General features: G+C 64.3%; 23 protein-coding genes. 7 read left to right on the top strand and 16 right to left on the bottom strand.

Translation table 11 applies throughout. From position 1 onward, the window contains the following. Positions 1 to 20: 20 nt before the first annotated feature. The 6 genes from ACMGGG_RS12080 to ribBA all read right to left on the bottom strand — a co-directional run bounded on the left by ACMGGG_RS12080 (position 21) and on the right by ribBA (position 7,064). Positions 21 to 1,418, bottom strand: a complete 1,398-nt coding sequence (locus ACMGGG_RS12080; protein ID WP_414155558.1) for a purine-cytosine permease family protein — start codon at positions 1,416 to 1,418, stop codon at positions 21 to 23. A 400-nt stretch (positions 1,419 to 1,818) separates the two neighbouring features. Next, on the bottom strand, positions 1,819 to 2,967 hold the full coding sequence (locus ACMGGG_RS12075; RefSeq protein WP_063545069.1) for an ABC transporter ATP-binding protein: 1,149 nt from the start codon (positions 2,965 to 2,967) through the stop codon (positions 1,819 to 1,821). Positions 2,968 to 2,985: 18 nt separating this feature from the next. Next, a complete protein-coding gene (locus ACMGGG_RS12070) occupies positions 2,986 to 3,795 on the bottom strand; it encodes an ABC transporter permease (protein WP_414155557.1) in 810 nt (269 codons plus the stop codon). A 6-nt stretch (positions 3,796 to 3,801) separates the two neighbouring features. Beyond that, the gene (locus ACMGGG_RS12065) at positions 3,802 to 4,719 is read right to left on the bottom strand and encodes an ABC transporter permease (protein ID WP_054890793.1); all 918 of its coding nucleotides are present in this window, start codon (positions 4,717 to 4,719) and stop codon (positions 3,802 to 3,804) included. Beyond that, a complete protein-coding gene (locus tag ACMGGG_RS12060; protein WP_063545067.1) occupies positions 4,716 to 5,741 on the bottom strand; it encodes an ABC transporter substrate-binding protein in 1,026 nt (341 codons plus the stop codon). The genes ACMGGG_RS12065 and ACMGGG_RS12060 overlap by 4 nt, the downstream gene beginning before the upstream one ends. Positions 5,742 to 5,951: 210 nt before the next feature. Continuing rightward, complete coding sequence (gene ribBA / locus ACMGGG_RS12055; protein WP_414155556.1) at positions 5,952 to 7,064, bottom strand: bifunctional 3,4-dihydroxy-2-butanone-4-phosphate synthase/GTP cyclohydrolase II; 1,113 nt, start codon at positions 7,062 to 7,064, stop codon at positions 5,952 to 5,954. Positions 7,065 to 7,141: 77 nt separating this feature from the next. Here ribBA and ACMGGG_RS12050 point away from each other — a divergent pair, with 77 nt between their 5' ends. After that, positions 7,142 to 7,435: a DUF1330 domain-containing protein gene (locus ACMGGG_RS12050; protein ID WP_063545065.1), complete on the top strand. Its 294-nt coding sequence runs from the start codon at positions 7,142 to 7,144 to the stop codon at positions 7,433 to 7,435. 76 nt (positions 7,436 to 7,511) lie between these two features. Here ACMGGG_RS12050 and ACMGGG_RS12045 read toward each other — a convergent pair whose 3' ends face one another. The 3 genes from ACMGGG_RS12045 to ACMGGG_RS12035 form a co-directional block, all read right to left on the bottom strand. Further along, complete coding sequence (locus ACMGGG_RS12045) at positions 7,512 to 8,924, bottom strand: purine-cytosine permease family protein (protein ID WP_414155555.1); 1,413 nt, start codon at positions 8,922 to 8,924, stop codon at positions 7,512 to 7,514. A gap of 342 nt (positions 8,925 to 9,266) precedes the next feature. Beyond that, positions 9,267 to 10,433, bottom strand: coding sequence for an MFS transporter (locus ACMGGG_RS12040; RefSeq protein ID WP_112898395.1), 1,167 nt, complete (start codon positions 10,431 to 10,433; stop codon positions 9,267 to 9,269). Next, complete coding sequence (locus tag ACMGGG_RS12035) at positions 10,426 to 11,238, bottom strand: alpha/beta fold hydrolase (RefSeq protein WP_054890787.1); 813 nt, start codon at positions 11,236 to 11,238, stop codon at positions 10,426 to 10,428. The genes ACMGGG_RS12040 and ACMGGG_RS12035 overlap by 8 nt, the downstream gene beginning before the upstream one ends. A gap of 123 nt (positions 11,239 to 11,361) precedes the next feature. Here ACMGGG_RS12035 and ACMGGG_RS12030 point away from each other — a divergent pair, with 123 nt between their 5' ends. The 6 genes from ACMGGG_RS12030 (at position 11,362) to ACMGGG_RS12005 (ending at position 17,397) form a co-directional block, all read left to right on the top strand. Continuing rightward, complete coding sequence (locus tag ACMGGG_RS12030) at positions 11,362 to 11,868, top strand: MarR family winged helix-turn-helix transcriptional regulator (protein WP_063545064.1); 507 nt, start codon at positions 11,362 to 11,364, stop codon at positions 11,866 to 11,868. Positions 11,869 to 11,893: 25 nt separating this feature from the next. After that, positions 11,894 to 12,832: a LysR family transcriptional regulator gene (locus ACMGGG_RS12025; RefSeq protein ID WP_063545063.1), complete on the top strand. Its 939-nt coding sequence runs from the start codon at positions 11,894 to 11,896 to the stop codon at positions 12,830 to 12,832. Positions 12,833 to 13,130: 298 nt separating this feature from the next. Further along, complete coding sequence (locus ACMGGG_RS12020) at positions 13,131 to 14,063, top strand: TauD/TfdA family dioxygenase (RefSeq protein WP_414155554.1); 933 nt, start codon at positions 13,131 to 13,133, stop codon at positions 14,061 to 14,063. Then, positions 14,060 to 15,544, top strand: coding sequence for an AMP-binding protein (locus ACMGGG_RS12015; protein ID WP_197891117.1), 1,485 nt, complete (start codon positions 14,060 to 14,062; stop codon positions 15,542 to 15,544). The genes ACMGGG_RS12020 and ACMGGG_RS12015 overlap by 4 nt, the downstream gene beginning before the upstream one ends. Before the next feature lie 15 nt (positions 15,545 to 15,559). Further along, a complete protein-coding gene (locus tag ACMGGG_RS12010) occupies positions 15,560 to 16,159 on the top strand; it encodes a thermostable hemolysin (RefSeq protein ID WP_414155553.1) in 600 nt (199 codons plus the stop codon). A 47-nt stretch (positions 16,160 to 16,206) separates the two neighbouring features. Further along, on the top strand, positions 16,207 to 17,397 hold the full coding sequence (locus ACMGGG_RS12005; protein ID WP_414155552.1) for a multidrug effflux MFS transporter: 1,191 nt from the start codon (positions 16,207 to 16,209) through the stop codon (positions 17,395 to 17,397). A 106-nt stretch (positions 17,398 to 17,503) separates the two neighbouring features. Here ACMGGG_RS12005 and ACMGGG_RS12000 read toward each other — a convergent pair whose 3' ends face one another. The 7 genes from ACMGGG_RS12000 to ACMGGG_RS11970 form a co-directional block, all read right to left on the bottom strand. Further along, entirely contained in the window at positions 17,504 to 18,007 is a 504-nt protein-coding gene (locus ACMGGG_RS12000) for a GNAT family N-acetyltransferase (RefSeq protein WP_414155551.1), read from the bottom strand. A 77-nt stretch (positions 18,008 to 18,084) separates the two neighbouring features. Continuing rightward, positions 18,085 to 18,681, bottom strand: a complete 597-nt coding sequence (locus ACMGGG_RS11995) for a nucleotidyltransferase family protein (protein WP_414155550.1) — start codon at positions 18,679 to 18,681, stop codon at positions 18,085 to 18,087. A 52-nt stretch (positions 18,682 to 18,733) separates the two neighbouring features. Further along, a complete protein-coding gene (locus ACMGGG_RS11990) occupies positions 18,734 to 19,756 on the bottom strand; it encodes an XdhC family protein (protein ID WP_063545059.1) in 1,023 nt (340 codons plus the stop codon). A gap of 10 nt (positions 19,757 to 19,766) precedes the next feature. Beyond that, positions 19,767 to 21,110: a c-type cytochrome gene (locus ACMGGG_RS11985; protein WP_414155549.1), complete on the bottom strand. Its 1,344-nt coding sequence runs from the start codon at positions 21,108 to 21,110 to the stop codon at positions 19,767 to 19,769. 13 nt (positions 21,111 to 21,123) lie between these two features. Continuing rightward, positions 21,124 to 23,373 (bottom strand): molybdopterin cofactor-binding domain-containing protein, encoded by a 2,250-nt coding sequence (locus ACMGGG_RS11980; RefSeq protein ID WP_414155548.1) that lies wholly within the window; start codon positions 23,371 to 23,373, stop codon positions 21,124 to 21,126. Beyond that, entirely contained in the window at positions 23,373 to 23,840 is a 468-nt protein-coding gene (locus ACMGGG_RS11975) for a (2Fe-2S)-binding protein (protein WP_414155547.1), read from the bottom strand. The genes ACMGGG_RS11980 and ACMGGG_RS11975 overlap by 1 nt, the downstream gene beginning before the upstream one ends. A gap of 327 nt (positions 23,841 to 24,167) precedes the next feature. Next, positions 24,168 to 24,497 (bottom strand): hypothetical protein, encoded by a 330-nt coding sequence (locus ACMGGG_RS11970; RefSeq protein WP_054890776.1) that lies wholly within the window; start codon positions 24,495 to 24,497, stop codon positions 24,168 to 24,170. Positions 24,498 to 24,534 lie beyond the last annotated feature (37 nt).

Below are 24,534 nucleotides of genomic sequence, written 5' to 3'. Positions count from 1 at the left end.
AAAGACTGCGCTGGCGTCGGTCAACGTGCCTGGGGTTCGATCAGCTGCGCCGGCGCTTGCTTGGCCTTGCCCCGGGCAACCCAGTAATACAGCACGCTAGGCACCATCAACCCGATCAGCCACGACACATCGACGCCGCCCAGGTGCGCAACCATGGGCCCGGTGTACAGCTTGGTGTCGATGAAGGGCATCTGGATCAGCACTCCGATGCTGTAGACGATGATGCCGGGCCAGTTCCAGCGGCCATAGCGTCCGTCGGGATCGGCCAGGGCAGGGATGTCGTAGCGCTCGCGGGTGATGAAGTAGTAGTCCACCAGGTTGACCGCGCTCCAGGGCACGAAGAAGGTCAGCAGGAACAGGATGAACGACTTGAATGCACTCAGGAACGAATGCTGGCCGAGCAGGGCCACCAGCGTCGCTGCACCCACGATGCCCAGCACGAACAGCAAGCGCTGCAGGCGGCTGATCTGCAGGCTGCCGCGAAAACCGCTGATGATCGTGGCGATGCACATGAAGCTGCCGTAGCTGTTGAGGGTGGAGATGGTCACCTTGCCGAAGGCGATGGCGAAGTACAGCAGCGCTGCGGTGGTACCGGCGCCGCCCAGGCCGACGATATAGGCCACTTCACGCCCCGAGAACTGGCCGCTGGCAATGGCGGCGGCGAACACGCCGAGGATCATCGATGCCTGGGCGCCGATCACCGAGCCCAGGCCGGCGGCGAGAAAGGTCTTCAGCGCGGAGGTGTTGCTGGGCAGGTAGCGTGAATAGTCGGCGACGTAGGGGCCGAAAGCGATCTGCCATGAGGCGGCCAGCGATACCGCCAGCAGGAACGAGGCCCAGGTGAAGTGGCGGTTGTCCAGCAGTTGGCCGATATCGGCGAGCAGCAGGATACGGCTGAACAGATAGACGAACGCAATGATCCCCAGCACGCTGGCCACGCGGCCGATCCAGTGGATCACGCGGTAGCCGGCGAGGGTGGCCAGCACGATCACGCCGGCGAAGATCAGGATGCCGGCGCTGTCGCTGACGCTGAGCAACTGGCCGATGGCCTGGCCCGACAGTACCGTGCCGGTGGCGGTGAACCCCAGGTACATCAGGCACACCAGCACCATCGGGATGGCCGCGCCATAGACGCCGAACTGCACGCGGCTGGAGATCATCTGCGGCAGCCCCAACCGCGGCCCTTGGGCTGCGTGCAAGGCCATGACCGCTCCGCCGATCACCTGGCCCAGCAGCAGGCCGATCAATGACCAGAACACATCACCGCCGAGCACGACGGCGAGGGCGCCGGTCACGATGGCGGTGATCTGCAGATTGGCTCCCAGCCACAGGGTGAACTGGCTGTACACGCGTCCATGGCGTTCAGCTTCGGGAATGTAGTCGATCGAGCGCCGCTCGATCACGGGCTTGCTGGACATGTGGGGCTCCGCTTGTTTGTTGTTGTAGGGCGGCAAGGGCAACCAGAGGAATGACTTCGCTCTTATATCATCATGTATATACAAGATGGTCAATGCATAGAAATCGACTTCTGCAGGAGTGGCCTCGTGTCGCGAAAGGGCCGTGCAGCAGCCCCCGACATGCTGTATCTGCATCGAGCGTCAGTAGCGCAATGGAAGGCAGAACAGGTGGCGAAGAGGCCGAAACGAGCGAAGCGGGTCATTAACCCGCGAAAAAGACACCGCGCTGCCTGGCACGGGCCACGCCCGTGTGCGCGGGACAAGTCGCGGCGGCGAACCGCCGCTCTCACAGGGATTGGGTTAGACCTTTAGATTTTGAGCAAGACAGAATTTCCCACCGCGGCGTGCTGCGAAGAGGCCCTCAGTGTGCGCCGGCAGCCTTGCTCAGGTCGCTCTCGGCCCACTCGGTGTACACGCAGGCATCGGCCACCGCCCAGCGTACCTTGACCGTATCGCCTGACTGCATCGGCATGCCTGCCGCCGATAGCGCCTTGACCGTCATTTCGGTACCGCCTGCCGTCACCACGTGACAGGTCTGGCTTTCGCCGAGGAACAAGACCTCGCCGACCTTGGCGCTCACTTCATTCCAGCCTGCCGGCAGCGGTTCACGGGTCGCCTGTTCGGCGCTCAGCGCCAGGGCCTTTTCCGGGCGAACCATGATCAGCGCATCCTGACCTGCGGCCAACCCCGAGGTCAGGCGAATGGCCAGCGACTGGCCCTCGAACGCCGCCGCGCCATGGCTGCTGGCGGTGACCCGGAGGAAGTTGGAGTTGCCCAGGAACGAGGCGACGAACGCGTTTGGCGGGTTCTGATAGAGGTCGTAACCGCTGCCCAGACCGACGATCTTGCCGTGGCTGAAGATGGCGATGCGCTGGGACAGGCGCATCGCTTCTTCCTGGTCGTGAGTGACGTAGACGATGGTGATACCCAGGCGCCGGTGCAGCTGACGCAACTCGTCCTGCAGGTCTTCGCGCAGTTTCTTGTCCAGGGCACCGAGGGGCTCGTCCATCAGCAGGATGCGTGGCTCGTACACCAGCGCTCGGGCGATCGCCACGCGCTGTTGCTGGCCGCCGGAGAGCTGGGCCGGGCGCCGGTGTGCGAAGGTTTCCAGCTGCACCAGCTTGAGCATGGCGTCGACGCGCTTGGCGATCTCGGCGCTGCCCAGCTTGCGGATGGCCAGTGGGAAGGCGATGTTGTCGCGCACGCTCAGGTGCGGGAACAGCGAGTAGCGTTGGAACACCATGCCGATGTCACGCTTGTGCGGCGGCACGTTCACCAGCGAGCGGCCTTCGACCAGGATCTCGCCGCTGCTGGGGGTCTCGAAGCCGGCCAGCATCGACAGGGTGGTGGACTTGCCCGAGCCGCTGGAGCCGAGGAAGGTGAGGAATTCGCCGTCCTGGATGTCCAGGCTGATGTTGTCGACCGCGGCGAAGTCGCCGTAGTGCTTGTTCAGGTTGCGCAGGGAGACCAGGGTCTTGCCGTGCGCGGCTTCTTTGATGACTGCACTCATTATTGTTGTCTCCGGCACTCAGGCGTTGGTTTCGTTGCGGCGGCGCAGGGCGCTGGCGATGAACATGACCAGCAGCGACAGGCCGATCAGCAGTGTCGAGGCGACGGCGATCACCGGGCTCAGGTCCTGGCGCAGGGTGGTCCACATCTTCACTGGCAAGGTCTGCAGGTCGGGGCTGGCCATCATCACGCTGAGCACGACCTCATCCCACGACACCAGGAAGGCGAACAGGCCGCCGGCGATCATGCCCGGGCGGATGGCCGGGAAGGTGACCTTGACGATCGCCTGCAGCCGCGAGGCGCCGCAGATCACCGCGGCATCCTCGATCGACTGGTCGAACAGCTTCAGCGAGTTGATGATCGAGATGATGGTGAAGGGCAGGGCGACGATCACGTGGCTGACCACGAAGGCGAACAGCGTGCCGGTATAGCCCAGCTTCAGGAACAGCGCGTAGACCGCGACCGCGATGATCACCAGCGGCACGATCATCGGCATGGTGAACAGGCCATAGAGCAGTTCGCGCCCGGGAAAGCGCCCGCGTACCAGGGCGAAGGCGGTCGGCAGGCCCAGGGCCACGGCGGCGAAGGTGGTCAGCAAAGCCACCTTGAGGCTGGCCAGCGCGGCGTCCATCCACTCGGGGTTGGAGAAGAACTGGTCGTACCATTTGAAGGTCCAGCCGGGGGGCGGGAACACCAGCCACTGGGAGGAGCCGAACGACAGCAGGACGATGAACACCACCGGCAGCAGCAGGAAGGCGGCGATGATCCCGGTGGTCAGGTACAGGCCGGTGCGCAGCGGGCGACCCATGGCGTTGGGGGACAGGAGCATGAAGCATTACCTCGCATTGCCGACCGGGGATTCCGGCTGCAGCTTCAGGTACAGGTAGAAGAGCACCAGGGTGATCACCACCAGCAGTGCCGCGGCAGCGCTGGCCAGCCCCCAGTTCAGGAACGACTGCACCTGCTGGATGATGAACTCGGGCAGCATCATGTTCTGCGCACCGCCCAGCAATGCCGGGGTGACGTAGTAACCGAGCGACATCACGAACACCATCAGCGCACCCGAGAACAAGCCTGAACGGCACAACGGGATGAACACTTTCCAGAAATTGGTCCAGGGGCTTGCACCGCAAATCGAGCCTGCCTGCAGCACCATCGGGTCGATGGCCTGCATGGTCGCCTGCAGTGGCAGCACGATGAACGGGATCATGATGTAGCTCATGCCGATCACTACACCGGTGAGGTTGTGCACCATTTCCAGCGGCGCATCGATGATGCCCAGCGCCATCAGCAGCTTGTTGATCACTCCCGAGCCTTGCAGCAGCACCAGCCAGGAATAGGTGCGGGCCAGCAGGCTGGTCCACATGGACAGCAGCACGATGTTCAGCAGCCAACGCCCCCAGCCACGAGGGACCAAGGTGATCGCCCAGGCCAGCGGAAAGCCCAGCAATACGCTGATCACCGTCACCAGACCCGCCACCGAGAAGGTGTTGAACAGCACCCGCGCGTAGGCTGAGTTGGCGAACAGCTGCTCGTAGTTGCCCAGCCCTGGCACCGGCTCCAGCACCCCACGCAGCAGCAGGCCGATCAATGGCGCAAAGAAAAACAGGCCGAGGAACAACAGGGCCGGCAGCAGGTTGCGACTGCCACGCCAGCGCTGGCTCAGTGGCGGGCGGCGCACGGCCGCTCGCGGGGCGCCGGTGCCGGGGTCGGCACCTTGGGCATTGTGCAGGGCGTTGATGGCGACTTTCATTTGACCAGCCACTCATTCCAGCGCGCAGCGATTGCCTGGCCGTTCTTGGCCCAGTAGGCGAAGTCGAGGGTGACCTGGTCCTGGGCGTAGGCGGTTGGCAGGTTGGGTGCGAGTTTCTTGTCGAGCTCGGCGACGCTGTCGAGGTTCACCGGAGCGTAGGCGGTAAGGTTGGCGAAGTCGGCCTGGCCCTTGGCGCTGCTGGCGTTGGCCAGGAACTTCATGGCCGCGTCCTTGTTCTTGGCGCCCTTGGGAATGACCAGGAAGTCGGCCATGACCAGGTTCTGCTTCCAGCTCACGCCCACCGGGGCACCATCCTGCTGCAGCGCGTAGACGCGCCCGTTCCAGAACTGCCCGAGCGCGGCTTCACCGGAGGCCAGCAATTGCTGGGACTGGGCACCGCCTCCCCACCAGACGATGTCTTTCTTGATGGTGTCGAGTTTCTTGAAGGCGCGGTCCAGATCCAGCGGGTAAAGCTTGTCGGCAGGTACGCCGTCGGCGAGCAGGGCCAGCTCGAGCACGCCGGGGCTCGGCCACTTGTACAGCGCACGCTTGCCGGGGTAGGTCTTGGTGTCGAACAGCGCGCTCCAGTCGACCGGCTTGTTGGCCCCAAGCTTGCCCTCGTTGTAGCCGAGCACGAAGGAGAAGAAGAACGAGCCGACGCCATGGTCGGAGACGAAGCGCGGGTCGATGCGATCACGCTGGATGGTGGAGAAGTCGAGGGGTTCGAGCAGGCCTTCGCTGGCGGCCCGCAGGGCGAAGTCGGCTTCGACGTCGACCACATCCCATTGCACGTTGCCGCTTTCGACCATGGCCTTGAGCTTGCCGTAGTCGGTCGGACCGTCCTGTACGACCTTGATGTTGCTGCCCTTGCTGAAAGGGTCGGCCCATGCCTGTTTCTGGGCGTCCTGGGTGGTGCCGCCCCAACTGACGAAGTTGAGGCTGTCGGCGGCCTGGGTGGCCTGGCAGGCCAGTGCCAGCAGGCTTGCGGACAGCACAGCGGTGACTCGTTTGCTCAACAGCATGGTTACGCCCTCGTTGCTTTTGTTATTCGAGGCGGGCTTTTGTCGCGCCCGCCAACTGTGTTCGGGAGCAGCTATCTCAGGTAATTCGCGGCCGTTGTGTGATTGTAGGTGCGGCCGGCAGATTCAAGGTCTACGGGATATCATATTATGGTATTCCAAACTTTTGGCAAGCGTTCGCTGTTACCAGTCATCCTGTCGGTGACGCAAGATTCAGTGAGCTTCGAATGGAAGGCTCTGCACCACTTCCAGCTCATACCCCGCCAGCCCTGCGTACTTGAGCGGTGGGCCCAGGTGGCGCAGTTTGCCCACGCCCAGGTCCTGCAGGATCTGCGCGCCGGTACCCACCTCCGAGTAAACCTTCGACTGCCCGCGCTGGTAGGGGCGCTGTGGCTGGGTGAGTTGCGGCACGCGTTCGAGCAGGGCCTGGGAGGACTCATGGTTGGCGAGGATCACCACCACCCCGGCACCCTCTGCTGCGACCCGCTCCAGCGCCGCCCACAGCGTCCAGTTGGCAGGGCCTGCATATTCAGCGCCGACCAGGTCGCGCAGCGGATCGATGACATGCACGCGTACCAGCGTCGGCTGCTCGCGGCGAATGTCGCCCATCACCATGGCCATGTGCACGCCACCTTCGATACGGTCCTCGAAGGTCACCAGGCGAAACGTGCCGTGGACCGTTGGCAGCTCGCGCTCGCCGATGCGCTTGACCGTTTGTTCGGTGCTCAGCCGATAGTGAATGAGGTCGGCGATGGTGCCGATCTTGATGCCGTGGCGCTCGGCGAACAGCTCCAGGTCCGGGCGGCGGGCCATGGTGCCGTCGTCGTTGAGCACTTCGACGATCACCGAGGCCGGTGCGAAGCCTGCCAGGCGCGCCAGGTCGCAACCGGCTTCGGTGTGTCCGGCGCGGGTCAGCACGCCGCCTTCACGGGCGCGCAGGGGGAAGATGTGGCCAGGCTGGACCAGGTGCTCGGGGCGGGCGTCCGCGGCCATGGCGGCGGCCACGGTCCGCGCGCGGTCGGCGGCAGAGATGCCTGTGGTGACACCGCTGGCGGCCTCGATCGATACCGTGAACGCCGTGCTGAATACGCTGCCGTTGGTCGGTACCATCTGCTCAAGGCCCAGGCGTTGGCAGTGTTCGTCGGTCAGGGTCAGGCAGATCAGGCCACGTGCTTCGCGGGCCATGAAATTGATTGCTTGCGCGTCACAGCGCTCGGCGGCGATCAGCAGGTCGCCTTCGTTCTCCCGGTCTTCGTCGTCCACCAGCAGCACCATCTTGCCCTGGCGGTAGTCTTCGAGAAGGTCTTCGATGCTGTTGAAAGCCATGCTGCACGCTCACTGTGGTCAGGTGATTTTTGTGGTATACCATAATACACAAATAACCCTGTACAGGAGAGCGACGGATGAAGGCTTACTGGATCGCCCATGTGGACGTTACCGACCCGGAGCAGTACCAGCAGTACACCCAGCGTGCGCCGGCGGCGTTCGTGGCATTTGGCGGGCGCTTTCTGGCCCGGGGTGGCAAGAGCGAGGCGATGGAGGGAAGGGTGACGCCGCAGCGCAGCGTGGTGATCGAATTCGACTCGTACGAGCAGGCGCTGGCCTGCTACCGGTCTGATCTGTATCAGGAGGCGTGCCGACATCGGCAGGGAGTGGCCAAGGCCGAGGTGATCATCGTCGAAGGGTTCGAGCCGTAGAGTAGCCCGATTCAGCCGAGAAAGGGCAGCACAAAAACCAGCTAGCCCTGCACAAATGCAGGGCTAGCGCTATGCATCAATGTCCGGCAGCGAGCTTGGCACCCACCTGGCGACGACGGTAGGCGCTGTCACGGCTGGCCAGCCACCAGTACAGCGGCGTGGTCACCGCCAACCCGACCAGCCACGACAGGTCGGCACCATTGATGTGTTCCGATACCGGCCCTACGTACAGCGGTGTGTTCATGAACGGAATCTGCACCACGATCCCGACGGCGTAGGCAATCAGCGCCTGCGGGTTGTAACGACCGTAGATTCCGCCGTCGACCTTGAAGATCGACTGGATGTCGTACTCGCCCTTGTGGATGGCATAGAAGTCGATCAGGTTGATCGCGGTCCACGGCACCAGCACGACCAGCAGCACCAAGACCATGTCGACGAAGTGCCCAATGAAGTCGGACGAGGCGAAAACTGCCACCACGCTGCACGCGGCCAGCACGATCAACGAGAGCACGGCGCGGGTCTTGGCGGTCGGGATCCAGCGATAAGCGAAGGTCTGCACCAGGGTGATGATCGACAGCACCGCACCATACAGGTTGAGCGCGTTGTGGCTGATCACGCTGAGCAGGAACAGCACCAGCATCAGCGGGCCGATGGCGCCGGTGGCCAGCTTCACGGCGTCCATGGTGTCCATCCCGGCGGGGATCGCCAGCACGGCGACTGCGCCGAAGATGAACGACAGGCTCGAGCCCAGGGCTGAGCCCAGGTAGGTGGTCCAGAAGGTCGACGACACTTTCACGTCGGCCGGCAGGTAGCGCGAGTAGTCCGACACGTATGGGGCAAAGGCGATCTGCCACAGCGCCGCCAGCGACACGGTGGCCAGCCAGCCGGAAATGTTGAAGCTGCCGCGGGTCAGGAAGTCATCGCTCTGCACATGGGTGAAGATATAGCCGAAGCCGACCACGATGCCGATGCCCAGCACCCAGGTGCCGATGCGGTTGAGCACATGGATGAAGCGGTAGCCGATGATGCCGATGATCCCCGAGCCCAGGGCGCCGATGACGATGCCTACCGGCACCGGCACGCTTTCGACCACGCCATGCAGCGATTTGCCGGCCAGCACGATGTTGGAAGCGAAGAAGCCGATGTACATCACCCCCGCGATCACCACCACCAGCAAGGCGCCGAGGGTGCCGAACTGGGCGCGGCTCTGGATCATCTGTGGGATGCCCATCTGCGGGCCCTGGGCCGAGTGCAGGGCCATCAGCACACCGCCGACCAGATGGCCGACCAGGATGGCGACGATGCCGCAGATCAGGTTGAGGTGGAACAGCTGCACGCCCAGGGCGCCGGTGACGATGGGCAGCGGCGCGATGTTGCCGCCGAACCACAGGGTGAACAAGTCCTTTACCTTTCCATGGCGGTCTTCGGGGGGCACGTATCCGATCGTGTGTTTTTCTATGAGAGGTGCCGATGTGGCTGCGCTGGTCATGACGGACTCCAAGGCAAGGATGGGCACTTCACAGGTGCCCGGATGCGCGTCGGCAAAAGGCGACGCTTTCTTGTTGGAAGCGATCATGGGGCGTGGGCGCAGATGGATAAATTAGTAAATATGTGCTCATGAACGTTAAAAAAACTAAGTTCGCGAATGGGGCACGGTAGACCGTCGCAAAGGCTGTGCCACCAGGCTGCAGCGCGCATGGGACGGGGTACGTGGGAGGCGGTTGCGGCGCCTTTGCACTAAAAGAGTGCTTTGCGCGCGCAGGTGGGGCGGGTCAGGAAAAATCGGCGAGGGCGTTCGGGGCGCAGAAGCGCGCCCCGGAGGGGAGGAGGATCAAGCCTGGGCGACCACCGTTCGCTGGCTGACCGGCCGGAGCAGGGCGCTCAAGGCAAGCAGCAACACAGCCCCGCCACCCATGACGGCCCAGGCCCAGTGCAGCGAGCTGAACTCATCGCGCACCAGCCCGGCCACCACCGGCATCGAGGCTGCAATCAGGTAGCCACCCCCTTGCACGAAGGCCAGCAGCGACCCGGCTTCGGCCGGTGAGCGTGCATGATCGAGGGTGACGATCAGCGACAGCGGGAACAAGGCACCGATGCCCAAACCCAGGCACAGGATGGCCAGGGCGGTCAGTTGCAGCGGCGCCGTCATCAGGCAGGCCAGCCCGCCGATCAACAGCAGGATCACCAGCGCCAAGGGTTGGCGGCGATCCGGGAAACGGTGAATCAGCGCCGACACCAGCAAACCGGCGATGACCTCGGTAATGGTCAGCGCACCGAGCAGGTAGCCGGCACTTTTCGCTGTCCAGCCCAGCTCGACGTAGAACGGGGGTAGCCAGGCGAGCACCAAGGTGTATGCCCCGGTTCCAATCCCGAAGAACACCAGCAGCAACCAGGCCCGGCCACTGCGCCAGGGCAGGCCGGCTGCCGTGGGGTAGGCATGGACGTTGCCTGCGGCGAGCAGCCAGGCGATCAGTGCGATCATGGCCGGAATGGCGGCATAGCCTAGAGTGAGGTTCCAGCCCAGCTTGCCCGCGCTGGGAGCAGCAATCGCGGCGGCGATGGCTGCACCGCCCATGATCCCCGTAGTGAACAGCCCCATGAGCATCCCTGCGCTTTGCGGGTGGTTGCGCTTGATGAATGCAGGCATCAGCGACTGAATCACGGCAATGCCGACGCCCCCTACGGCAGCGCTGGCGATCAGCGCGGTGGACGACTCGACATAGGTACGTACCGCGCAGGCCGCAGCAATCAGGGTCATGCCGATGGCCACGCCCTTGACCTCGCCGAGCAGGCGCAGCAGCCAAGGGCCGGCGAGGGCGAACAGGCCCATCATCATCACCGGCAGTGTGGTCAGCAAACCGCCCTGGAAGTTGCTCAGGCCCAGGTCGCGCTGTAGCAGATCGAGCAGCGGGCCGACCGAGGCCATGATCGGCCGCAGGTTGATGCCGACCAGAATCGCCAGCAGCACTACGCTGGCCTTGGAGGGTGTATCACCCATGTCGCTGTTGCTCCTGCAGGAAACCACTGAGTGCCCGGTTGAAGGCCGGGGCATGGGAAACGTTGAAGACATGGCCGTCGCCTGGAAGAGTGATGAGCTGGGCGTGAGCAATACGGCTGGCAATGGCCTCGGCCTCGCCAGGTGGGCTGATGCGGTCGCCGTCGGTGCCAAGTACCAGGGTGGGCGCCTGGATGTGTGACAGTCGATCGTTCAGGTCGTAGGTTTTCATACCCTCGCACCAGTGGATCTGGCAGCGCGCCCGCTGCATCGCGGCCTGGGCATGCCAGGCCTGGTAAAGGCTCTGCCCCTGGCTGGAGGCGGCGAAGGAACTGCCGACCAGTTGTGGCCATGTTGTCTTGAAGCGCTTCAGGCAGCCGTCCGGCTGGCGAAGGTTTTCGGCCCACTCATCGAGCTGTTGATGGCGCGCGGTGCTGCTCATGCTGGCGAAGGACGCCGCCACCACCAGTTTGTCCACGGCATCCGGGTAGGCGCAGGCCAGTTCCAGGGCAATCATGCCGCCCAGCGAAAGCCCGATGAGCTGAGTGCTGGCCAGTCCGAGGTGATCCAGCAGTGCGATCAGCTCCTGGGCTTGCAGATGAGGCGTGATGTGTTCCGGCGCATTGCTGGACGCGCCATGGCCGAGCAGGTCCGGTACGATGACGCGATGGCCCAGGCGCAGCAGGGCCCCGACCTGGTCTGTCCAGGCGCGGCCACTGTTGCCCAGCCCGTGCAGGAGCAGGGTGGGGGTGCCGGCCCCGGCGTCAAAGTAGTAATAGCGATTTCGGTTGTGTTCGAAGAACGCCATGTTCCCTCCCGATTCATACCTCGTGCATATCAAGATAACTTAACGTTAAGATACTTGGAAGGTGCCGGGGGGCGGCAGGGATGTGGCCCTTGGGGAGTTCAGGGTGAACGGACGGTTATGCCAATGAAAGATCATGTCGATTTCGTCGTCGCGCAATGGGCGCAGGCGATGCCCTCCGTGGATGCTTCGTCCATGGAGGTCTTCGGGCGCATGGCGCGCCTGCAGAAACACCTCGAGCGCCGCCGTTGCGCGGTGCTCGAGCAGTACGGTTTCAAGGAGGGGGAGTTCGATGTCATGGCGACCTTGCGCCGCTCCGGTGCACCGTACCAGTTGACCCCGACCGAGCTGTACAACTCGTTGTTGATCACCTCCGGGGCGATGACCAATCGTCTGAGCCGCCTCAAGGAGGCGGGCATGGTCGAGCAGATCCACGACCCTGCCGACAAGCGCAGCTACAAGGTGGCGCTGACCGCAGCAGGGCTTGCGGCTATCGAGAAAGCGGTTTTCAGCCACACCGATCTGCAGAACCAGTTCCTCGCTCCGCTGCGGATCGAGGAACGCGAAGCTCTCGCGCAGATGCTCAAGTTGATGCTGGCCAAGCTTCCCGAAGACGTCGATCCCATCCCATGAACATGATGACCCAGGAGGGGCCTGCATGCTTCACAGCAATTATCTGAAGCAGCTGGACCTGCAAGACATCGTGGTGTTTCTCAACTTGCTGGAATATCGCAGTGCCAAGCGCACCGCCGAACTGATGAACGTCAGCCAGCCCACGGTGAGCTACTGCCTCAAACGCCTGCGCGGCTGTTTCGACGACACCCTGTTCGCCTCCTCGCAGGGTTTGTTGCAGCCAACCGCCAAGGCGGAAAAGATCGCACCCTACCTGCGCGTGGTGATCGAGTCGGTCAACCGCTGCGCCGAGGATGCCCCCTCCGGCGATGGCGTCGCTGCCCCGAGGATCTGGCGCCTGTGCGCGCCGGAATACTTCGAGCTGGCCTTTCTGCCCCAGGCCCTGGCGACCTTGTCGAGCAATCACCCCAATACCTCCCTGCACCTCGATCGGCTAAGCCGCGACTTGCCGGTGGACCGGCTGATTTCCGGCGATATCGACCTGGCCATCGGCTTCGGCCCGAGTTACCACCAATTGCACCCCGAGCTGCAATGGCAGCCGGTGCTCAGCGATGGTTTCGTCTGCCTGACCAGCCAGCGTGGGCTTGCGCTGGACGGGGCGATGAGCCTGGATGAGTTCTGTGCTTCGGCCCATGTCTTTCCTACGCCGTGGATCTCGGAGAAGAACATGGTCGATAGCTGGCTGGAGAAAATAGGCCGCACGCGCAATGTGCTGGTGCGGGCGAACGGCTACCAGGCCTGCGTCAACATCCTGGCCGCCGTTCCCTCGACCTTGGCCTTGCCGGCGCGCTTGCTGCCACACCTGCGTATCCCCGAGGGGGTGAGGGTGTGTCAGCCACCGATGGGGTTTCCGGTGTTCACGGTAGATATGATCTGGTCGCGTGATCGAGGGCTGGGTGCGGATGTCTCCAGTTTGCGCAGGTTGATCCAGGATGTGGCGGGGGACCTGCTCCGCGCAGGGTGACACAGGTTTTTGACACGGATTGCAGGCGCTCAGGATGAGTGAACATTCAGTGGTTACAGGGCCATTTGCGGCCTCTTCGCGCAAAGCCATGCCTATCGGCAGCGCTTGCTCGGGTGCGATGTTTCGTGCCCCGACAAACGCTCCCCCCTGTGCGTTCCGTCGCACGGCCGCACTTTTAATTTTTCATCACGGCTTTAGGTTTCTTAAAACCAGCACCCACGACATTTCCCCTAACGTGTTTTCGTCAGGCGGCGGACGGCCTGCCTGTCTGTAATCCATTTCCCAAGGAAGATGTCAGATGTTGGCCCACACTCAAGCTAAAGCTCTACCTTTCTATCGTCATCCCACGCCGTGCTACGGCTTCGAATGTGTCTATGCCGTCGAACCGGGACTGCGCGTCTTCGACTCGATGGACACTGCGGCACTCTATGAAGACCTGGCCCATAGCGGCGCGGTGATCTACCGCGACTTCAGCGACTCGCTCGAAGACTTCAACGATTTCGTCAGCGCGCATTCCTCCCGGGTCACCTTCGATCCCGCGCGCAAGGCCGCCACGGCCAATACCGCCGAGATCGAAGCAGGCGTTCACGAGATGGGGCTGCACCGGGAGAACGGCAATTTGCCGTTCAACCCGGACCTGCAGTGGTTCTACTGCCTGGAAGCGGCGTCGGTCGGCTCCGAGACCACGTTGTGCGATGGCGAGCGAGTGCTGTTCGACCTCTCCCCGAAAACCCGTAAGAGCTTCGAATCCCGTGCCATTCGCTATGCGCGTCGCATTCCCTGGCACAACGTGCGGCGCTTCCTGAGCATCGAGCTGCAATTGCCGATCGACAGCGTCACCGACGAGCACTTGCAGCAGGTCAACGACCAGGTGGCCGGCCAGACCTACCGTCGCATCGACCAGAACCTGATCGCCTCCGAATTGGTGATCAGCGCGGTGGAGACCAGCTGCTTCAGTGGTCGCAAGGCCTTCTGCAATTCGATGCTCGGCCCTAGCGTCAACTACGAGCCGCCACGCATCACCTGGGCCGACGGCGAGGAGATCGCCCTTGAAATCTGGGACGAGATCAAGGAAGTCACCGCCCGTCACACCTACAGCCACTTCTGGAAGAAGGGCGACATCGTGGTCATCGACAACACCCGCGTGATGCACGGTCGCCGTCGCCTCGACGATATCAGCCGACGCATCTTCGGTGCCCAGAGCTATCGCATCGGGGGTAACGGCCAATGATCAGCCAGAAAATGCAGCACTACCTGACCACCAGCACTGACCGCGTGGTGATCCGCGAAATGCACGGGCGCGACTACACCCTGCATGGCCTGCGCGATGACGTCGAACGCCTGGCCCAGGCCCTGCAGGCTCGGGTCGGCAACTGCGAGCGCAAGGTGTTCGGTATTGCGATGCGCTCATGCTATGAGTGGGTGTACACCCTGTTGGCAATCCAGAAGGTCGGTGGTGTGTTGCTGCCGGTGCCCATCGAGTTTTCCGACGATCAGATCGGTAGCCTGCTCGGCAAGGCCGCCGCCGTGTTCGTCAGCGATGAGCCGACCGCCCGGCGCCTGCACCGCATCCTGCCGGACAAGCCCAGCTTCATCCCCCGGCAACTGATGATCCAGTCCACTGACACGCCCTGGGCCCAGGACGACGAACTGATCCCCGCCGGTATCGTCTCGGTGATCCACACCTCGGGTACCACCTCCAAGCCCAAGGGCGTGATGATTCGCGACGCGGCCGTGGGGCTGCTGGTCGACAACGTGATGAAGCGCTTGCCGCAGCAGCCGCTGCACTACTTCTCGATCGTGCCGATGAGCCTGCTGATCGAGCAGGTGCTGGGTGTGTTCATTCCGATCCTGTCCGGTGGCACCCTGACCCTGATGCCCGAGGGCGTCACCGAGTACGGCGCGGCCAGTGGCAATGCCCGTCATTACCTGGAGTTGATCGCACCCAATCACCCCAACTTCCTCTACCTGCCGCCCAAGCTGCTGGAAGAGGCCAACCTGCTGCTTGAGCAGGGTGCGAGTGTCGAGGACCTGTTCGGCCCCGCCAATCCGCACATCATCACCGGCGGCGCGAAGATTCCTGCCACGGTGCTCCAGGCCCTGGATGCCAGCGGTGTGCAAGTGTTCGAGGCCTATGGGCTGAGCGAGAACTCCTCGATCATCTCGCTGAACTCGCCTGCAGAGCGGCGCATCGGCTCGGCCGGCAAGCTGCTCGACGGCATCGAGCCCAAGCTGGTCGACGGCGAGTTGCTGGTGAAGACGCCGACCCTCTGCGCGGGTTACTACAACGCCGACGACACGGCCTGCGACCTGTCCGACGGCTACCTGCACACCGGTGATATCGCCGAGTTCCGTGACGGTTTCCTGTACATCACCGGGCGCAAGAAGCACGTGATCATCCTCTCGACGGCACGCAACATTTCGCCTGAGTGGGTGGAGAACGTCTACAAGGAGAGCCCGCTGGTCGACGACATGATCGTCATGGGCGAAGGGCGCGACGAGCCGTGCGCCATCATCCTCAGCACTGCGAGCCCGGCCAGCGTGCAGGACGAGATGGCGCGCCTGGAGCACCGCCTTGCGGACTTCGCACGGGTGCGACGCATCCAGGTCGTCGGCGACATCGCAGGGTTTCGTGACCAGTTCTACACGGTCACCGGACGACCGCGGCGCGCCGAGATCGAAGCGCGGTTCATCGATCAACTGTACGCCTAGGACGGGACGTCGCCCATGTACATCGTGCGCAATTTCTACAAGGGTCGCCCCGGCTACCGCTGCCTGCAGGAGGCGGTACGGGGTCATTACCTCAAGCACTACGAGGCAACGCCCGTGCCGCAGCCTGACCTGTTCGTCTGCTTGACCGGCTCCACCGGCGGGGCGCCGGGCTACGCCTGTGCCGGCATCAGCTACGGCGACTCCGGCAAACTGTTCAGTGAGTACTACCTGGACCAAACGGTGGATGAACGCTACGCCATCGACCGTGCGCGTATCGCGGAGATCGGCGCTTTCGCCTCGTTCCAGAGCGGCAGCGGTGCTGGCAAGTATCTGCTCGACAACGTCATCCGCACCCTGGCCCTGCGCAACTTCGGCCTGGTGGTGCTGACCGCGACGCCGCAGGTCCAGCAACTGCTGGCAGCGATTGTCGACAACCTCGACGACCTGGGCCAGGCCGATTCACGCCGGGTCAAGGACCCCAGTGTCAACTGGGGGACCTACTACGACCAGGCACCGCGCGTACTGGTTTCGCGCCTGTCCTCGCCCAGTGCCTGGCTCAAGGCGCCGACACCTTCCATCCCGCCACCGCAGTTCGCCCACCAGGCGTCTGTCTGACCCATGTGCGTGCCGGGCGCTTCGCTGCCCGGCACGCCGGAGATCCTATGCACGCCAACACGCGTTATGAAAACTTCATCGTCTTCCTGGCTCCCCTGGTCAACAGCCTGGGGGGCATCGCCATCGACCTGTATGCGCCGAGCCTGCCGTCCATCGGGCGCGAACTCGGGGCGGGGCCTGCGCTGATGCAGAACACCATCACCATCACGCTGCTGTTCTATGCCCTGGGGCAGCTGTTCTTCGGCGTGATGGCCGACGCGCGCGGGCGGCGACCTGCCGTACTGCTGGGCCTGGGTGTGTTCGTGGCCGGCAGCCTGCTGGCGACCGCCGCGACGTCCATCGAGATGCTGCTGCTGGCGCGTGCGCTGCAGGGCTTTGCCATTGGCGCCTGCCAGGTCGTTGCCCGTGCTGTGCTGGTCGACGTCGTCAAAGGCCCGCGCTTCTACGTCGCGATCATCTACCTCAGCCTGGCGTTCGGCCTGGGGCCCGTCATCGCGCCCTATATCGGTGGGCTGATCGAGGTGCATTTCGGCTGGCGCTACAACTTCGTGCTGTATGCCGCCTATGCCGTCATGGTCCTGGCTTTCGTCGTTGCCGGGCTCAAGGAGTCGCTGCCCGCCAGTGCCCGCCGCGGCGCCTTGCAGACAGTGGTCGGCTATCGGTTCATTCTGGCCGACAGACGCTTCCGTGCTTCGGTGGTGGTACTCGGCGCGAGCTTTTCCGCATTCTTGCTGTGGAACGTGTTCGGGCCGCATATCGTCCAGGATGTGCTCGGCCATGACGCGCATTACTTCGGCACCACGGCGCTGGGGGTGGGATGCTGCTATCTGGTCGGCACGCTGACCAACCGTGCGCTGGTGCGCATCGTCTCACCCGATACCCTGATGTGGAGTGGGTTGGCGCTGTTTCTGCTCGGGGTGCTGTGCATCGCGGCGGCTGCCGACACCTTGAGCCTGGTGAACATTCTTGCTGGCATCATGCTGATCGCCTTCGGCCAGGGCTTTATCTTCTCCAATGCCATGGCCCGCTCGATGGCACTGTTTCCCGACCGCGCTGGGGTGGCTGCGAGCTTGCAGGGCTGCTTGATGCTGGTGTTCGGTTCGATTGCCTCGGCGACGGTCAGCGGCTTCGGGTTGGAGTCGAACCTGCCGATCGCCGGGGTGTTCGCGGTACTGATGCTGATATCTTTTTCCGGGATGCTGGGGGCACGGGTGGCGCGCCAGGCGTCCTTGGCCTAGGGGCTTGCACGAGTCGTATAGCGCGCCCGATCAATCCAGTGGCCGGGCCAGCAGACGGTCCAGCTACTGGGCATAGGCAGCAAGCGCTGCCGGCCTCGCGCAACCGTCACCCCAGTGCTTCGTGCTCTTGCTTGTACAGTTGCAGGCCACGGGCCTGATAGTTGGCCAGAGCGGCGGGGTGGTCGAGGCTGCAGGTGTGCACCCAGACCCGCCGCGTGCCGGGCCACTCCCAGGCGCTGCGGATGGCCTGGCTGAGCAGCGGGCCGCCGAAGCCCTTGTCAAGAAACTGCGGGGCGAGGCCGAAGTAGCGGATCTCGGCGTTCTCGCCGTCGGGGCGGTGCAGTTCGTAGTAGCCGGCGATGGCGCCACGGTAGTAGGCGACCCAGGTGCGGTGGCAGTCCTGGCCGACAACCGCCAGCCACTGCTCGTCGCTCCAGCTGTTCAGGTCGTTCCAGCCCCAGGCCTTGCCCACCAGTTGGTAGAGGAAACGGTTGAGCTGCGGTTGGACGACTTCGCACTCGACGATCGTCAGGCCATCGGGAACAGGCTTGCAGCGCAGGGCGTGCGCAGAGGTCATTTCCAGGTAGTAGGTGGTCAGCGTGGTGGTCACCGGCGGGGCTCCAGGTCGGGGGCAAGCCCGCTAGCGTACCTGCCAGGGCGTGAGGATCAAAGCCTGTCGGTCTTTACTCAAGCCGATGTAGGCGGGATATCGGCGGGTGTATCGATATCGCGCAGGATGCCAGGGTCGTCGAGATCCAGCACAAGACAGGCGTGAGGGTTGGCTTCGATGACCGGTCGCCCACCCTGGTCACCGTGCAGGCGGGTGAGGGCCGCCCAGAAATGGCGCCCGAAGATGACCGGATGGCCACGTCGGCCTTGGTAGCACGGCAGGAGGATAAGCTCGGCAGCGAGGTGACCGAGCAGGTGTTCGAAGGTGCGTGGTGCGATCCACGGCATATCGCCAAGCAGCACGGCCACGGCCGGGGCATCGATGCTGGCCAGGGCCGTGATGCCGGCCGCGAGGCTCGCTCCCATGCCATCAGCTGCCTGTGCGGCGCGTACGATGTGGACTTGCGCATCGATGCCCAGAGTTTGCGGATCATCGTCGCAGCGCACCACCACATACACCGGGTCGAAACAGGCTTGTACCTGTTTCAAGGTGCTGGCCAGTAGTCCCTGTCCATCCGCGAGCACGGCCTTGCGCTTGTCGCTGCCAAAGCGCGTGCCGCGTCCGGCGGCGAGCACAAGGGCGGCGCAGCGAGCTCTGGCTTGGGGTTCGGTCATGCTGGGTTGTCCGAGTGTGACGGCATGGAAAGCTCGCAAGCATACCGCAGGGTCAGGTGGCAGGCAGTGTCTGTTCCCGCGCCTGCTTGGCCTTGGTGACGTTCACTGCACCAGGCAGTTCGACGCCGTTCTTGGCGGCGAGGATCTCGGCCATCACACTCACGGCAATTTCGGCTGGGGTCTTGCTGCCGATGTAGATGCCGATGGGGCCGTGCAGGCGCGCAAGGCTGGCATCGGACTCACCGAAGTGCTCGATCAGCCGCGCGCGACGCTGCTGGCTGTTGCGCCGCGAGCCGATGGCACCGATATAGAAAGCCGGGCCATGCAGCGCTTCGAGCAGGGCCAGGTCGTCGAGCTTGGGGTCGTGGCTGACCGCGACGATGCAGGTGCGCACGTCCGGGGCGAAGTCGCGCACGACATCGTCGGGCATGCCGACCAGACACTCGACACCGGCCACGTTCCAGCCGTCGATGTACTCGGGCCGAGGGTCGCAGACCGAAACACGAAACCCATTGAACAGGGCCATGGTCGCCAGGTATTCGGCCAGGGCGCCCGCGCCGATCAGCAGCAGTCGATAACCTGGACCCAGGGTGCTTGCCATGTGCTCGCCATCAACGCTGAACTGCTCCGGGGCAGCACTGGGGAGGAGGGTGGCCGCGCCGCTGTGCAGGTCGAGCTGACGGCGCACCAGTTGGCCGCTGTCGAGCTGCTCAAGCAGTTGGGCCAGCGACTGCCACGATGGCGAAAACTCCAGAATCAGCTCAAGCGTGCCGCCACAGGGCAGCCCGAAGCGATGGGCCTCGTCGGCGGTAACGCCGTAGCGCACCCGCTGTGGGGTGCTGTCAGGCAGGCCGGGGCCACCGTAGGCGGTGGTGTAGCGGTGGATCAGGTCGTCTTCGATGCAGCCGCCGGAGACGCTGCCGACCACACGCCCGTCGCTGCGCAAGGCCATCATCGAGCCGACCGGGCGTGGTGACGAACCCCAGGTACGGGCGACGGTGGCCAGTAGCACGCGGTGGCCGGCTTGCAGCCAGTCCCGAGCGGTACGCAGGACCAGCAGGTCGATACTTTCCATGGGCGCTCCTTCAACGCATATGCAGCACGATCGGGCTGCTGCTGGCAGGGTCGGTATGTTCACGCAGCTTGGCCACCGCCTGTGCATCGACCGCACCACCGGTATTACCCCAGGTCGTACGGACGAAGCTCAGCACTTCGGCGATCTCCTGGTCCGACATCTGTTCACGCAGCGCGGGCATGCGGTAGGCATCCGGCACCCCGGCGGCGACGATACGCTGCGAGCCGTTGAGGGTGATATTGATTGCCGAGGCGTTTTCCTTGGCCAGCATCGAGGTCGCACCGGCCAGTGGCGGAATCCACTCGGCCTGGCCCTGGCCGTCAAGGCCATGGCACGACGCGCAGCGGGTCACGTAGCTGTGTGCGCCCGGGGCATCGAGGCGGGTAGCCGCCGACACGGCCTGATACTGCCAGGGGGCGCCGTCGCGCTGGGGGTCGCCCGGCAGCGACTTCAGGTAGCGGGCAATCGCGCCCAGGTCTTCGTCGCTCATGAACTGCGTGGAGTTGTTGAACGCCTCGGTCATCGAACCGTACACCACCGCATGTTTGTTGCGACCGGTCTTGAGGAACTGCACGATCTCGGGTTCGCTCCAGCGCCCAAGCCCGGTGTTGTGGTCCTGACGCAGGCTCGGCGCGTACCAGCCGTCGAGCAGGGCTCCGGCGAGAAACGCCTTGCCGGAGTCGTCCAGCGCCTTCTCGTTGAAGGCAAGGCCACGTGGCGTATGGCAACTGCCGCAGTGGCCCGGGCCCTGGACGATATAGGCGCCGCGGTTCCACAGGGGGTCTTCGGTGGGCTTTTCAGCGTAGGGCTTGTCGGCGGCGAACAGGCCGTTCCACAAGGCGATCGGCCAGCGCAGGTTCAGCGGCCAGGGAATATCGCTGGGGATATTGGCCTGGTCTGACGGCTGCACGCCCTTCATGAAGAAGGCATAGAGCGCCCTCATGTCGTCATCGCTGAGCTTGGCGTAGGACGGGTAGGGCATGGCCGGGTACAGCCGGCGCCCGCCCGGCCCGACGCCGTGGCGCACGGCGCGGTCGAAGTCGGCGAGGCTGTAGCTGCCGATACCGTTGTTGCGGTCCGGGGTGATGTTGGTGGCATGGATCGCGCCCAAGGGTGTTGCCATTTCCAGGCCGCCGGCGAACGGCGCCTTGCCCGGCAGGCTGTGGCACGCCACGCAGTCGCTCAGGCGCGCGACGTATTCGCCGCGGGCGATCAGCGCCTGGTCGGGGCTTGGGGTTTCCTGCTCGAAGGGCGAGGTGACCTCGCGGGTGACATACCAGGCCAGCAGGCCTGCCGCGACAAGGCACGGCAGCGCGAGCCAGCGGGTGGTGGTTACCAGTCGGCTGTTTTTCATGAGGGCTTCCGTGTCAGGCAAAGGTATGGCGGCTCAGGGGCAGGCTGCGCGCGCGTTGGCCGGTCAGCCGCGCCACGGCGTTGGCCACCGCTGGTGCCACTGCCGGCAGCGGCGGCTCGCCGATGCCACCCATCTTCGCCCCGCTCTCGACGATGCGCACATGCACCCGGGCCATGCGCGATGGCGGCAGGATCGGGTACAGGTCGTAATTGCGCGCACGCGGCATGCCGTTGACCCACACCGCTTCCTCCACCAGCGTCTGCGACAGGCCGAGCGCCACGGCGCCGTTGACCTGATGCTCGACGATCGCCGGGTTGACGATGCTGCCCGGGTCGATCGCCTGCCAGATGTCGTGCACCTTGACCTGGCCGTTCTCGATCGACACTTCGGCAATCACCGCCGCCTCCGAACCGAACGGCGAAGCCATGGCCACGCCGCGGGCACGCTTGGTGCCATCCTCGGCGGTAAATGGCCCGCGTTTCCAGCCACCGGACAATTCGCCGACTGCCTGCAGTAGGGTGGTCAGGCGTTGATTGTCGCGCAACAGGTGCAGGCGCAGCTCGAACGGGTCGTGCCCGCCTTTGTCGGCCAGTTCATCAAGGAACGACTCATAGAAGAAGTCGTTCAGCGAATTACCGACCGAACGCCAGTAGCCCAGCATGGCCGGGCCCTTGACATAGATTTGCGCGATGCGTTTGTTGGCAATGGCATAGGACTTGCCCGCCAGGCCTTCCACGGCAGTGGGGTCGATCTTCTCGCCCTGTTTGCCTGCGATTGCCTCGGTCGGGCCCTCGGTGGCGCTGACCGCTTCGATGGCAACCGGCAGGCCCTTCTCGTCGAGCCCGGCGCGGAACTTGACCACTGCCACGGGCCGCAGCACGTCACGTACGAACTCTTCCTCGCGGGTCCAGATCAGCTTGACCGGGCGCCCGACCGCCTTGGCCAGGGCAATGGCCTGTGGGTAGGGGTTGGCCGAGTCGTACAGGAAGTGGCGCCCGAAGAAGCCGCCCAGGAGCGGCGAATGCAGGATGATCTGCTCCTTGGCAAGGCCGGTGCGCTTGGCGATGTCGTCGCGGAACATGTCCGGGGCCTGGTTGGGCAGCCAGACTTCGAGCGATCCATCGGGATTGAAGCGCGCGAGCGCCGACGGTGGTTCGAGCTGGCCGTGGTTGAGGTACTGGTTGTGGTAGGTGGCTTCCACCTGGGTCTTGGCCCCCTTGAGCGCAGCCGCCACATCGCCTTCGTTCTCGTCATCGCGCGCCGGGCCGGTTTGCGCGGCCAGGTGATCGCGATAGGCATCGCTGGAGAAGTCGGCTGGCATCGTGCGCACCTTCGAATCGGCGCCTGGCTCCTGCCAGTCGACCTGTACCGCCTCCACGGCACGCTTGGCATGCCACCAGCGTTCGGCGACCACCGCCACGGCACCCGGCAGTACGTGCACCGAATGCACGCCCTTCATCGCCTTGACCTGCGCTTCGTTGCGCAGGCCGCCCACGGTCATGCCCAGCCGTGGCGCGTGCTGTACCGCCGCGTGGAGCATGTCGTCGACCTTGAGGTCGATACTGTACAGGGCCTTGCCGGTGGACTTGTCATAGGCATCGACACGGCGTACCGGCTTGCCGATCCAGCGGAACTGGCTGGGATCGCGCAGCTTGATGCTGGCCGGATCCGGGACTGGCAGGTCCATGGCGCGCTCGGCCAGGTCGCCATAAGCGACCGAGCGGCCGGAGGCAGCATGCACCACCTTGCCCGGTTCGGTGCTCAGCTCACTGACCGGCACCTTCAGGGTGTCGGCACCGGCCTGCAGCAGCATCGCCCTGGCCAGCGCGCCAAGGCGGCGCATGGTCGGGTAGCTCATGCGCACCGACATGCTGCCGCCGGTGATGCGCAGGCCATTTTCCATCACCACGTAGGCTTCGCCGGGCGGTGCGGCATCGATCAGGAAGCTGGCCGGGTCCATATCCAGTTCTTCGCCGACGATCTGCGCCATGGCGGTGAATGTGCCCTGGCCACCTTCCATGAAGGGGCAGAGCAGGCGCACGGTGCCGTCAGGGCGGATTTCCAGGAATGCCGGCACCTGCGTGCCGCGTTCTACGGCCGCCGCGGTGGCGGCCTGCACTCGGGCCGAGCCGAGCGGCAAGCCAAAGCCGATCACCAGCGCACCGATGGCGCTACCCGCGAGAAAGCGGCGGCGCGAAAGATTGACCGGCTGATCCAGTTTCAGGTCGCGCAGTTCGGACGGGATGTCGAGGGGCGAGTTCATCAGACGCTCTCCTTGGCGGCAGGCTGGCCGGCGAGCTCATGCACCGCGGCGTGGATCGCGTTGTAGGTGCCGCAGCGGCACAGGTTGACCATTGCGGCATTGATCTGCTCGTCGCTCGGCGCTGGCGTGTGCTTGAGCAGCGCGGTCGCGGCCATCACCTGGCCAGACTGGCAGTAGCCGCACTGGGCGACCTGATGCTCGACCCAGGCTGCGACCACCCGCTTGCCCACCGGGTCGGCCTCGATCGCTTCGATGGTGGTCACTTCACGGCCAACCACACCGGCCACCGGCGTGACACAGGCACGCACCACGTTGCCGTCCACCAGCACCGAGCAGGCGCCACATTGGGCTAGGCCGCAGCCATATTTCGTGCCGGTCATGCCCAGGTCATCGCGGATCACCCACAGCAGTGGGGTATCGGCGTCGGCGTCGACCTGATAGGTCTTCTGGTTGATGCGTAGTTCCATGGCGTTCACCCGCTGATCATCGGTTGGTGTTTCGTTGTTATACGCAGGGCGGTGCGTCGAGGCAGTGCCCTGGGAGGAACGCCGCGCGCGCAGGGCGGGTTTCCGATCTGAAAACTCTAGACCTTGGCGGACAGCTTTCCTATCCATCGGGCAGCATGTTCAGAGAATCAGGCAAGAAATCAAGTGGATTGCGCTAGTGGCAGGATCGGGCGGGGGCGTCGCAGCGGAGCTGTCACGCCCACGCTGTAGGGAAAATGCCGTCATCGATATTGGATGTCGGCATCCAGGCCAGTTGAACAGGGGTTGTTGATGAGCCGCCCGCGTTGGTTATCGGCGCGCGACGGCGTGCTGGACGCACTGTTCGTAGTAGGTCTGCTTGATGGCCTTCGGCGGCAGGCGTGAGCTGCTGTTGTAGGTTTGCTCGGTGATGCCGAACGCTGTCATGCGCATCCAGGGTTTGGCGAAGCGCCGCACTTGCAGCTTCTTGCGCGCTGCATAAAGCGTCACCCCGGAGAGCTTGGCGTGCTGCGCCTCCGAGGCGATCTGCGCGCCCCAGCCGCACACGCTGCGATCGTTCTGGCTCAGCGGCCTGGCCTGGGCGCCGAATGCGGTGGCCGCCAACACGCAGCTGGCCAGGGTTGCTAGAAATACCCGCATGTTGCTGTCCTAAGCGTCTGAAGGAAAAGGGAGTTTG

Source organism: Pseudomonas sp. BNK-44-b, assembly GCF_047456245.1.
Lineage (GTDB): Bacteria > Pseudomonadota > Gammaproteobacteria > Pseudomonadales > Pseudomonadaceae > Aquipseudomonas > Aquipseudomonas machongensis.
This window is presented reverse-complemented; position numbering and strand designations above follow the sequence as displayed.